The organism is Marinimicrobium sp. UBA4509 (assembly GCF_002388575.1).
Lineage (GTDB): Bacteria > Pseudomonadota > Gammaproteobacteria > Pseudomonadales > Cellvibrionaceae > Marinimicrobium > Marinimicrobium koreense.
Window position 1 is genome coordinate 1 of sequence record NZ_DGMV01000075.1, and the last position, 11742, is coordinate 11742.

Annotated in this window: 9 protein-coding genes; 3 read left to right on the plus strand and 6 right to left on the minus strand. The window is 57.5% G+C overall.

Features of this window, described 5'->3' with window-relative positions:
• The 5 genes from B3520_RS14125 to sdhC all read right to left on the minus strand — a co-directional run.
• Positions 1 to 2195 (minus strand): 2-oxoglutarate dehydrogenase E1 component (locus B3520_RS14125; RefSeq protein WP_286876329.1); only part of this gene is annotated, 2195 nt, incomplete at its 3' end.
• 331 nt (positions 2196 to 2526) lie between these two features.
• Complete coding sequence (locus B3520_RS14130) at positions 2527 to 3237, minus strand: succinate dehydrogenase iron-sulfur subunit (RefSeq protein WP_016914530.1); 711 nt, start codon at positions 3235 to 3237, stop codon at positions 2527 to 2529.
• 27 nt (positions 3238 to 3264) lie between these two features.
• Positions 3265 to 5031, minus strand: coding sequence for a succinate dehydrogenase flavoprotein subunit (sdhA, locus tag B3520_RS14135; RefSeq protein ID WP_286876330.1), 1767 nt, complete (start codon positions 5029 to 5031; stop codon positions 3265 to 3267).
• 3 nt (positions 5032 to 5034) lie between these two features.
• Entirely contained in the window at positions 5035 to 5403 is a 369-nt protein-coding gene (gene sdhD / locus B3520_RS14140) for a succinate dehydrogenase, hydrophobic membrane anchor protein (protein ID WP_024460484.1), read from the minus strand.
• On the minus strand, positions 5397 to 5771 hold the full coding sequence (gene sdhC, locus B3520_RS14145) for a succinate dehydrogenase, cytochrome b556 subunit (protein WP_024460485.1): 375 nt from the start codon (positions 5769 to 5771) through the stop codon (positions 5397 to 5399). The genes sdhD and sdhC overlap by 7 nt, the downstream gene beginning before the upstream one ends.
• A gap of 665 nt (positions 5772 to 6436) precedes the next feature.
• On the opposite strand from sdhC, the gene B3520_RS14150 reads away from it, so the two are divergent.
• The 3 genes from B3520_RS14150 to xthA all read left to right on the plus strand — a co-directional run bounded on the left by B3520_RS14150 (position 6437) and on the right by xthA (position 11061).
• Entirely contained in the window at positions 6437 to 7714 is a 1278-nt protein-coding gene (locus B3520_RS14150; RefSeq protein WP_123637615.1) for a citrate synthase, read from the plus strand.
• Positions 7715 to 7951: 237 nt separating this feature from the next.
• Positions 7952 to 10138 carry a carboxy terminal-processing peptidase gene (locus B3520_RS14155; protein WP_286876331.1) on the plus strand — a complete coding sequence of 729 codons (2187 nt, stop codon included), beginning with the start codon at positions 7952 to 7954 and terminating at the stop codon, positions 10136 to 10138.
• Positions 10139 to 10248: 110 nt separating this feature from the next.
• Complete coding sequence (gene xthA, locus B3520_RS14160; RefSeq protein ID WP_024460488.1) at positions 10249 to 11061, plus strand: exodeoxyribonuclease III; 813 nt, start codon at positions 10249 to 10251, stop codon at positions 11059 to 11061.
• A gap of 87 nt (positions 11062 to 11148) precedes the next feature.
• Here the strand turns inward: xthA and B3520_RS14165 are convergent.
• On the minus strand, positions 11149 to 11742 hold a 594-nt coding region (locus tag B3520_RS14165; RefSeq protein WP_286876332.1), incomplete at its 5' end, for a TonB-dependent receptor domain-containing protein.

Consider the following 11742-nt stretch of genomic DNA (forward strand, 5'->3'; position numbering starts at 1 on the left):
TGGCCTTCATAGCCATGAGGCAGCAGCATGGTCAAGCCGCATAGGCGACCCCACTTGGTCTCACCGGAAGAGATGAACTGATCCACTACCACCTGAGCGCCGTTGACGAAGTCACCAAACTGCGCTTCCCAAATAACCAAGTCATTCGGGGCGGTGGTCGAGTAGCCGTATTCGAATGCCAGCACGGCTTCTTCTGATAGGAAGGAGTCGTGAATGGTAAAGCGCGGCTGACCGTCGGCCATATTCTGCAGCGGTACATAGGTCGACCCGTCTTTCTGATTGTGCACGACCGCGTGACGGTGGGAGAACGTCCCACGCCCCACATCCTGCCCGGTGATGCGGATAGGATGACCTTGGTCGAGCAACGTGGCGTAGGCCAGCGTTTCGGCAAAGCCCCAGTTGAGCCCCATGCCACCCGCCTGCATTTTACGCCGGTCTTCGTAGATTTTGGCGACCTGACGCTGAACATCGACACCGTCCGGTATTTCACACATCTTCGCCGCCAGCTGTTGCAGGCGTTTCATGTCGAAGGTGGTGTCGGCATTGCCGGTCCACTCATGGCCCAGGTAGGGAGCCCAGTCGACGAACAGCGACTTGTTGGGTTCCTGAACCAGCGCGTTGGCCACGTGATTGCCTGCCACGAGATCATCGCGGTAGGTTTCCACCATGGCTTTGGCGTCGTCTTCGGACAGCACGCCCTGCTCGATCAGGCGCTGCGCATACAGCGTGCGTGAGGAGGGGTGGTCCTTGATCTTGGCGTACATCAGCGGCTGGGTGCCCGATGGCTCGTCGGCCTCGTTATGGCCGCGACGGCGGTAGCACACCAGGTCGATGACGACGTCTTTCTTGAACTGCTGACGGTAATCCAGGGCCACTTGGGTGGCGTGAATGACCGCGTCCGGATCATCGCCGTTGACGTGGAAGATCGGCGCCTGAACCATCTTGGCAATGTCAGTACAGTATTCGGTGGAGCGTGCATCGGCCGGGTTGGAGGTCGTGAACCCCACCTGGTTGTTGATGACGATGTGTACCGTGCCACCGGTCTTGTAGGCGCGGGTCTGAGACATCTGGAATGTCTCCATGACCACACCCTGCCCCGCGAAGGCGGCATCGCCATGAACATTGATCGGCAGCACTTTGCTTCCGTCAGCGTCATTGCGGCGATCCTGGCGGGCACGTACCGAGCCTTCCACCACCGGCGCGACGATTTCGAGATGCGACGGGTTGAACGACATGGCCAGGTGGACTTCGCCACCAGGCGACATGACGTTGGAGCTGAAGCCCTGGTGGTATTTCACGTCACCAGAACCACGCTCGATGACTTTCTTGCCATCGAACTCGTCGATCAGATCCGCAGGGTTCTTGCCCAGGATGTTGACCAGCAGATTCAAGCGGCCACGGTGGGCCATGCCGATCACGACTTCCTTGGTGCCATAGCCACCGGCGCGCTGAATCAGCTCGTCCATCATCGGCACGAACGACTCACCGCCTTCCAGACCGAAACGCTTGGTACCCGGGTACTTAGATGCCAGATAGTTTTCCAAACCTTCCGCAGCCGTCAGGCGTTCCAGTACGTGCTTGCGCACGTCATCGCTGAACTTGGGCGCGCTGCGTACCGATTCGAAACGACGCTGCAGCCAGCGCTTCTCTTCGGTATCCACGATGTGCATGATTTCGCAGCCGATGGAGCGGCAGTAGGTCTGCTCCAGCGCGTCGACGATCTCGCGCAGCGGTGCTTTATCAATACCCAGGAAGAAAGAACCTGTCTGGAACTCGGTATCAAGATCAGCTTTGGACAGCTGATGGAATGACAGGTCGAGGTCGGGGACGGGGGTGGGATTACGCAGACCAAGCGGGTCGATATTGGCCTTTTGATGGCCACGGAAGCGATACGCGTTGATCAGCTGCAGAACTTTGACCTGCTTTTTGTTTTCACCGCTGTCGGACGCGGCGACCACCCGGCCTGGGCGCCTTTCACGGCCAAGCTGGTAGAACTGATCACGAATGGGGCTTAGTGGAACATCGTGGGAGGCACTGCCTTCAGCACGCGGCAACTGATCGAAATAGCTGCGCCACTCGTCTGAGACAGAATCAGGATCGGCGAGGTACTGCTCGTAAAGCGCTTCCACGTAGTGGACATTGCCACCACTAACGTGAGAGGAACGCCACATCAACTCCATTATGCCTTGTTGCATCTCTCGGTCACCCTGCACTGATGGGGTGGTATCGGCATCGCTGCATGCGTGCAACGACATCGCTATTGCCCTGCCGGCGGGGCGGGACGTTTGCCGGCGGCGCCGACCTGTGGCCGGTAGCCCTTTTCATACACGTATGATGACGCGTTTCATTACCAGTTCATGCTCAAAAGCCGGTACTTGTCGCACCGGCTTTTAAACTTGGCTGATCCATGGTGCGGCGCGTCGCCGCACCATGACAGCCCCTATGATAACAAGCGAAGCGCCACGATTTAAGTAGCTTTGTGATGCAACTTATGTGGTAGTCGCTTTTTTTCACAGGATTAATGAGTTACGTCGCATCTGCGAGCAACATTTCACGAATTTTACCAATTGCACGGGTCGGATTCAGACCTTTCGGGCATACCGCAACGCAGTTCATGATGCCACGGCAACGGAACACCGAGAACGGGTCTTCCAGGCTGGTCAGACGCTCACGCGTGGCGGTATCGCGACTGTCGGCCAGGAAGCGGTATGACTGCAGCAGACCCGCCGGGCCCACGAACTTGTCCGGGTTCCACCAGAACGACGGGCATGAAGTCGAGCAGCACGCACACAGAATACACTCGTACAGACCATCCAGTTTGTCGCGCTCTTCCGGCGACTGCAGACGCTCAATGGCTGGCGCTGGCGTATCGTTCTGCAGGTACGGCTGAATACGCTCGTACTGCTTATAGAACAGACCCATGTCAACCACCATATCACGGATGACCGGGAGGCCAGGCAGCGGGCGCAGCGTCAGTTTGTTGTTTTTCACAACATCGGACAGCGGCGTGATGCATGCCAAGCCGTTTTTGCCGTTCATGTTCATGCCATCGGAACCGCATACACCTTCACGGCAGCTACGGCGATAGGCTAAACCGCTATCTTGCTCTTTCATCAGGTGCAAAACATCCAGCACCATCAGATCACGGCCTTTGGTATCGACCTGAAACTCCTGCATATAAGGCGCGGAGTCGGTTTCCGGATTGTAGCGGTATACGGATACCTGAAGATTGGACATGGTGACTCCCTCTCGTCAGTGCGGAGATTAGTAGGTGCGAACCTTAGGCTCAAACGTATCAACAGTTTTCGGCTTGAAGTTAACGTCGCGCTTCTTCAGCTCTTTAGTAGCTGGGAAGTAGAGCGAGTGTTTCAGCCAGTTGACATCATCACGGTCTGGGTAGTCGTAGCGCGAGTGGGCACCACGGCTCTCTTTACGCTCAAGGGCAGCAATCGCCGTTGCTTCTGCCACTTCCATCAGGTTGTCCAGCTCCAGCGCCTCAACACGAGCAGTGTTGAAGACATTGGATTTGTCCGGCAGGTGCGCATTGGCAATACGGCCACGCAGTTCCGCTAGCTTTTTGACACCTTCCTGCATGTTTTTCTCTTCGCGGAATACACCGAAAGAGTTCTGCATGATGTCTTGAAGCTCGGCTTTCAGCTCAGGGATGCTTTCGCCGCCCTCTTCAGACTCGTTCCAGCGCGTAATACGCTTCATGGCGAATTCGATGTCTGACTCGGAAGCGTCCAGATACTCGATACCTTCGTTCAGCGCGCCTTCGATGAACATGCCCGCAGCGCGACCGAAGACGACCAAGTCCAGCAGCGAGTTACCGCCCAGGCGGTTAGCACCGTGTACTGATACACATGCCGCTTCACCACAGGCAAACAGACCGTTAACGATATGGTCGTTGCCATTTTCGTCTTGGGTAATTGCTTGGCCATGAATGTTGGTCGGAATACCGCCCATCATATAGTGGCAGGTCGGAACGACCGGAATCGGGTCTTTCGCCGGATCAACGTGGGCGAAGGTTTTAGACAGCTCTACGATACCCGGCAGACGCTTACCAAGCACTTCTTCACCCAGATGATCTAGCTTCAGGAAGACGTGGTCGCCCTTATCACCACAGCCGCGGCCTTCGAGAATTTCCATCACCATGGAGCGCGCAACGACGTCGCGGCCTGCCAGGTCTTTGGCGTTGGGCGCGTAGCGCTCCATGAAACGCTCGCCATCCTTGTTGACCAGGTAGCCACCTTCACCACGGCAACCTTCGGTGACCAGCGTGCCCGCACCGTAAATACCGGTCGGGTGGAACTGCCACATTTCCATATCCTGGACCGGGAAGCCCGCGCGCAGCGCCATACCGATACCGTCGCCGGTGTTGATGTGCGCGTTGGTGGTGGAGGCGTAAATACGACCGGCACCGCCCGTCGCCAGCACTGTGGCCTTGGAGCGGACAAACACCGTCTCGCCGTCTTCAATGTTGATGGCAATTACGCCCACAACAGCGTTATCGGCGTTCTTCACCAGATCCACGGCATACCATTCGTTCATGAACACCGTGTTGCTCTTGATATTACCCTGGTACAGGGTGTGCAGCAGCGCATGACCCGTGCGGTCCGCCGCCGCGCAGGTGCGCGCCGCCTGGCCGCCGCGGCCAAAATCCTTGGATTGACCACCAAACGGACGCTGATAAATGCGCCCCTCTTCGGTACGGGAGAATGGCAGCCCCATGTGCTCCAGCTCGAACACGGCCTCCGGGCCCACAGAGCACATGTACTCGATGGCGTCCTGATCACCGATATAATCGGAGCCCTTCACCGTGTCATACATGTGCCAACGCCAATCGTCATTGGGGTCAGAACTGGCAATGGCACAGGTGATGCCGCCCTGGGCGGATACGGTGTGCGACCGGGTCGGGAATACTTTGGTGATAACCGCGGTTTTGTAACCGGAGCTGGCCAACTGAAGGGCCGCGCGCATACCCGCGCCGCCACCACCGACGACGATGCCGTCAAAGGAAATCGTGCGCATAGTTTAAAACCCCCAGATAATTTCAACACCCCAGAGGGTGTAAGTCACGGCGACTACCGCCAGCAGTACTTGAGCCAGCAGACGCAACACCAGGGCTTTGCCGCCCATCATCCGCTCGGTGATGTAGTCCGTCAGGACCGCCCACAGGCCGATCCAGGCGTGGGCCACCACGGACAGCAGGGTCATGAGGGTGAACACCCGCATCCACAGCTGACCAAACAGGCCCTGCCACTGCTCAAAACTCAGTTCGGGGGTTATTACGATATAAGCCACAATAAAGACGGTGTAGACGGCCATGATCACAGCGCTCACGCGCTGAATCAGCCAGTCGTACAGGCCGCTGCGGCCGAGATTGGTTACCGCGGTTACCATATCCAGACTCCTGCCAGAACAATCAGTACAACGGCCAGCGCCAGTGCGAGCTTCGCACCGAGGCGACCACCTTTCAGGCTTTCACCAATGCCACAATCCATAATCAGGTGCCGGACCCCCATCACCATGTGATAGGCGAGCGCGGCGACAACGGCCCAGACGACGATTTGCCAGACCGGCTGGGTCAGCGTTTCCTGCAGAGCCACAAACTGCTCTTCGGAGGCAAGACTGCCATCAAGCAGCCAGAGGAGTACGGCCACACCGGCAAAAAGGAACACACCGGAGACACGGTGAAGAATGGAAACAATAGCGGTAATCGGAAGTTTGATGGTGGAGATATCGAGATTGACAGGTCTTTGGTTTTTCACGGTTGATAGTCACCTTCTAGCCCAGCTAATGTAGGCAGGTTAGCGAAATAGCGCCAAGCGCATCTCTCCAGAGCACACAGGGCGGTCGCCAGGTTGATTTGTTTATGCGCCGTCCGGGCCAATGTCTCTTCTCAGGGCATGGTCTGGACCGGCGATTGGCTCTCTCACCGCTGCCTGCAAGTCGCGGCGTATTATAGAGAGTCGAATCCTGAAACACAAACAAAAACCCGGGCAAAAATCCCCCGGAAATGCCCGATTGGCGTGCACTGGAGCCGCTTGATGCTCCATTTGGAGGCAAATCACCACCGGATTGTTCACCACCCCGTCCCCGGGGGTAAAATCCGACAGCGCTGTCACCTGTTACGACGTTCCCACCACTGCCGGATCATTGCCTCCAGTCAAAGCCTCCGTGATGCCGGGCACCCCGGCACCAACGGGCCGGCCACTACACGGGCGCCCTCGCCGTCAAGTGGATTTTTTGCCAACCCGATCTCGAAAAACTACCGAAATCAGGCCTTCTCCTCTATAATGCCGCCTCCCATCAACCCGTGGGCTGTTTGACAAACCCACGCCGGGGCTTATAGTGACGCCCCGATTAAAAACCCGGTCTGGCCATCCAGCCATTCCTGGAAGCCTTAAAAGTTTGTAAACCACAGGAGTCCGTAATGACTGACAGAAAAGCACGGTTAACGGTCGACGGCCTGGATGCGCCTATTGATCTGCCTGTTTACCCGAGCACTGCCGGCCCTGACGTGATTGATGTCTCCGGCCTGACCAAAAAGGGTTTTTTCACCTACGATCCGGGGTTCATGTCCACCGCCCCCTGCGAGTCCAAAATTACCTTCATCGATGGCGCCAAAGGCGTGCTTCTGCACCGTGGCTACCCCATCGATCAGTTAGCCGAGCACTCTGACTACCTCGAGACCTGCTACCTTCTGCTGAACGGCGAACTCCCCTCCAAAGAACAAAAAGCGACGTTCGCCGACGAAGTCAAAAAGCACTCCAAGGTCGACGACTCAGTGGCTCAGATCATCAAAGGCTTCAGTCGCAACGCTCACCCCATGGCCATCATGGGCAGCGCAGTGAACGCTCTGGCCGCGGTTTACCATGAAGAGACCGACATCACCAGCGAAGAGAGTCGTCGGGTTACGGCCTACCGGTTGATCGGTCAGATGCCGACCCTTGCCGCCATGGCCCACAAGCACCGCCAGGGCGAAGAGTTCATCGCCCCGGACGCCGATCTCGCCTACGCTGAAAACTACCTGAACATGACCTTTGGTACCGCCGGCCAAAGCCCCAAAGTCAATCAGGTATTGGCCAAAGCCATGGACCGGATCTTCCTGCTGCACGCCGACCATGAGCAGAACGCCTCCACCTCCACCGTGCGTCTGTCCGGCTCATCCGGCACCAACCCCTTTGCCGCCATCGCAGCGGGTATCGCTACCCTGTGGGGCCCCGCCCACGGTGGTGCGAACGAAGCCGTTCTCAACATGCTTGAGGAAATTGGCAGCGTCGACAACATCGACACCTATGTCGCCAAAGCCAAAGACAAGAACGATCCCTTCCGTCTGATGGGCTTCGGTCACCGGGTCTACAAGAACTTTGATCCGCGCGCCAAGGTGATGAAGCAGGCCGCTGACGAGGTGCTGTCCGAGCTGGGCCTGGAAAACGATCCGCTGCTGGCGATCGCCAAGCGCCTGGAGAAAATCGCCCTGGAAGACGAGTACTTCATCCAGAAGAAACTCTACCCCAATGTGGATTTCTACTCCGGCATCATCATGAAGGCCATCGGCATTCCCACCGAAGCCTTTACCGTGATTTTTGCCACAGGCCGCGCCGTCGGCTGGTACGCCCACTGGCAGGAAATGGTGAGCGCACCCTACAAGATCGGCCGTCCACGCCAGCTATACACCGGCTACAGCAAGCGCGATTACCCCGCCTGAGGCCGACACCACCGGGCCTTTACCGACCCACCCTGGGGCCGCACTTAGTGCGGCCCCAGTGCGTTCTGGGGAACTCTTGCGCCGATTTACCTTTCTAAACGTCTCCCGAACCCACTCCGGTAGCCATACTCCGGGGGCTATAGTAGTATGAAACCCAGTATTAACGCCGCTTCCAGTGTCACTGGCGATAGTCAACCACAGTTCGCTGGCCACCGGAAACAAAGCAGGATTGAACCTATGCTCAACGTCCCGAAGTTCCTGCGCAGCAGTCTCGCCATTTCGGCTCTGTTGTTCAGCGCCCCAGCGCTCTGGGCTGCCGCCCTGGCCCCCCTGGAAATCACCGATCAGCACCGCCAGGTCACGGCGAGCGTGGTCCAGCAACTGAGCGAGCACCATTACCGGGACCAGTCCCTCAATGACGACCTGTCGTCCGAGTATCTGGACAATTACCTGAAAACCCTGGACCCCACCAAAAGCTACTTCTTCCAGGCTGATATCGACGGATTCAACCGTCATCGTGAGAAGTTCGACAACTGGCTCGCCAAGGGCAACCTGAATGAAGCCTTCGACATCTTCGATATCTACCGGCAGCGCCTGACGACGCGCCTGGAATCGGTGATTGAGCGGCTGGAGAGTGATGAGATCAAGTACGACTTCACCACCGACGATCAGCTCGTGGTGGATTGGGAGCAGGCCGAGTGGCCCGAGGACAAGAAAACCGCTGATGAGCTCTGGCACCGCAGGGTCAAAGCCAGCCTGTTGGATCTGGTACTGGCCGGGAAAGACTTGGAAGAGAGCAAGGAGCTCCTGCGCAAACGCTATGAAAACCAACTGCGCCGGGTTCGCCAGCAGGACAGCGATGATGCCTTTGAGGTCGTAATCAACAGCCTGACCACCCTGTACGATCCGCACACCAACTACCTGTCGCCGAGAACACTCGAAAACTTCAATATCAACATGTCACTCTCCCTGGAGGGGATTGGGGCCGTACTCCAGACCGAGGACGAACACACCAAGGTGATGCGTCTGGTTCCCGCCGGGCCGGCGGACAAGCAGGGGGAACTTCGCCCAGCGGATCGCATCGTCGCGGTCGGCCAGGGCGAGGAGGGTGAAATGACCGATGTGGTCGGTTGGCGCCTCGACGAAGTGGTGGAGCAGATTCGCGGCAAAAAAGACACGGTTGTCCGCCTTGAAGTGCTCCCGGCCAAGGCCCCCACCGACAGTGCGACCAAAGTCATCACCATCACCCGGGACAAGGTCAAGCTTGAGGAACAGGCGGCGAAGCACGACGTATTCGAGGTTATGAATGGGCGCGACCGCTACAAAATTGGCGTGATTCGTGTACCCACCTTCTACATGGATTTCGAGGCTTATCGCAAGCGCGACCCGAACTTCAAGAGCACCACCCGTGACGTGCACCGGATTCTTCAAGAGCTGGAAAAAGAAAACGTCGACGGGATTGTGCTTGATCTGCGCGGCAATGGCGGTGGGTCCCTGCAGGAGGCCACTACCCTGACCGACCTGTTTATCGATCGCGGGCCCGTGGTACAGATTCGCCAGACCAATGAACTGATTTCACGCAATTATCAATCACACTCCCGGGCGGCCTACCGCGGGCCTCTGGTGGTGCTGACAAATCGGTTGAGTGCATCGGCTTCGGAAATTTTTGCCGGCGCCATCCAGGATTACGGCCGGGGCATCATTGTTGGCACCCAGAGCTTCGGCAAAGGCTCCGTGCAATCGCTGGTACCGGTCGATGCCGGCCAGTTAAAGCTGACGGAGTCCAAGTTCTATCGCGTCTCGGGCGAGAGCACACAGCATCGCGGAGTTATTCCCGACATGACGCTGCCTAGCCTGGTCAACGTAGACGATGTCGGCGAGAGCACTTACGACAACGCCTTACCCTGGGACAAGATTCACGCGGTTCCACACTCTCGTTACTTTGACATTCAGGCGCTTCTTCCGCACCTGAACCCATTGCACGAGCAGCGCGTAGAGAAGAACCCGGATTTCATCTACCTGCGCGATCAGATGGCGCTGACGGAGAAGAACAAGGACCGCACGGTCGTCTCCCTGAATGAAAAACAGCGTCGAAACGAACAGGAATCCCTGGAAGCGTCTCTGTTGCAACTCGAAAACGAGCGCCGGAAAGCCAAAGGGCTGTCCCTGTATGACAGTTACGAAGACATTGACCGCCTGGCCGGCAGCGACGACGAGGACGCGACCGAGGGCGCGGACGCCGGAGAAGCGGCCAACGACGACGAAGAAGAAGGCGACCTGGTCAGCTTCAGTGCGCTTTCACGCAGTGAAATCAACCCGGACAAGGATCCGTTTCTCAACGAAGCCGGACATATTCTGGTGGACTTCATTGAGCAGCTCGAATCCATGGATGAACAGGACCGGGATCGCGTCGCCAACTGGTAACCAACATCCAAACCCGAGCCCCGATACCGCACAGGCCTTTTCCCTCGGTGCGTTTTCGGGGTATTTTTTAACCCACGCCTCCATCAGATCGGACTCAGGAATTGAACCGCATGAACGCCGTTTCCTTCAACGTAAACAGCATCCGTACCCGCCTCCACCAGTTGCAGGCGGTGATCGATAAATATCAACCGGACTTCATCGGCTTGCAGGAAACCAAAGTCACCGACGAGCAGTTTCCCGAGCAGGAAATCCGGGACATGGGTTACCACGTAGAGTTCTACGGTCAGAAAACGCACTACGGCGTAGCGCTAATGTCCCGCCACCCCTTCAAGCAGGTGATCAAGGGTTTCCCCGGAGATCTGGAAGAATCCCAACGGCGTTTTATCGGAGGGGTATTCGACTCTCCCCTCGGCGGCGAAGTGACCGTTCTGAATGGTTACTTCCCCCAGGGTGAAAGCCGCGACCACCCGGTCAAATTTCCCAATAAGCGCAAGTTCTACCAGGACCTGATGGCCTTCCTGAACGACCAGTGCGACCCTTCCAAACCGCTGCTGGTCATGGGCGATATGAACGTCTCTCATACTGACCGGGATATCGGTATTGGCGAGCAGAACCGCAAGCGCTGGTTGCGCGACGGAAAGTGCAGCTTTTTGCCGGAAGAGCGGGAATGGCTGGATACTCTGCTGGACTGGGGTCTGAAGGATACCTTCCGTCAACACCAGCCGGACGAAGAGCGTACCTTCAGCTGGTTTGACTATCGTAGCAAAGGCTTTGATGCCGACCCCAAACGGGGCCTGAGAATCGACCTCATTCTGGCAACCGAGCCGTTACTCGAACGATGCACGGAGGCGGGCGTCGATTATGACATTCGGGGTATGGAGCGCCCGTCCGATCACTGCCCCATCTGGGCGTCGTTTTCGTAGCCGGTCCGCACAAAAAAGCGCCGGGGTAAAAACACCGGCGCCAAGCATGCCAACAATATCGGCGGCTTCCCTACCGCCGGGTCTCACCTAAAAATTGGCCCTGAGGGTCAATGCATAGCGCGTGTCGTTCAGGAAGTAAGAAGCGTAGTGGTCTCCCGCTGCGTTCTGTTTCATGATCGTGCGCGTTTCCGAATTGAGGATGTTGTTCACTTCCAGGCCGAGTGACAGCATGTCGGTGATGTCGTAGAAGATCGACCCATCCATCTGACCGTAATCGTCGTTATACACCGGCAGGCGCCAGGTGATATCGCGATCGGTGCCGTTAAAGCCATTGGGGCCAACGGACATCAGGAAGTCACTCCGCCAGTTATACGCCAGACGGACGGACAGCGGCCCCTTCTCGTACATACCCACCAGATTGTAGGAATGCTCCGACAGCCCCTCAAAGGGCATCTGCCCGTATTCACTGCCGTCGGTATCGACCGGGTTGGAGCCCTCATCGCGAGGCACATCGGTGCTGCTGTCGATGTAGGTGTAGTTGGCCTGCATACCCAGGCCATCAAAGGGCTCGGGAAGCTGATCAAAGAACTGGCTCCAGCCCAACTCGACACCCCGGATATCAGCGGTGCCGGTGTTGACCGGACGGGTCACCGTATAATCCCACCCACCGTGCTCTTCGCG

Excerpts from the sequence above, each read along its gene's own strand:
- sdhA (WP_286876330.1), bottom strand. The coding sequence starts at position 5,031 with ATGCGCACGATTTCCTTTGACGGCATCGTCGTCGGTGGTGGCGGCGCG.
- B3520_RS14155 (WP_286876331.1), top strand. The coding sequence starts at position 7,952 with ATGCTCAACGTCCCGAAGTTCCTGCGCAGCAGTCTCGCCATTTCGGCT.
- xthA (WP_024460488.1), top strand. The coding sequence starts at position 10,249 with ATGAACGCCGTTTCCTTCAACGTAAACAGCATCCGTACCCGCCTCCAC.
- sdhD (WP_024460484.1), bottom strand. The coding sequence starts at position 5,403 with ATGGTAACCGCGGTAACCAATCTCGGCCGCAGCGGCCTGTACGACTGG.
- B3520_RS14150 (WP_123637615.1), top strand. The coding sequence starts at position 6,437 with ATGACTGACAGAAAAGCACGGTTAACGGTCGACGGCCTGGATGCGCCT.
- B3520_RS14130 (WP_016914530.1), bottom strand. The coding sequence starts at position 3,237 with ATGTCCAATCTTCAGGTATCCGTATACCGCTACAATCCGGAAACCGAC.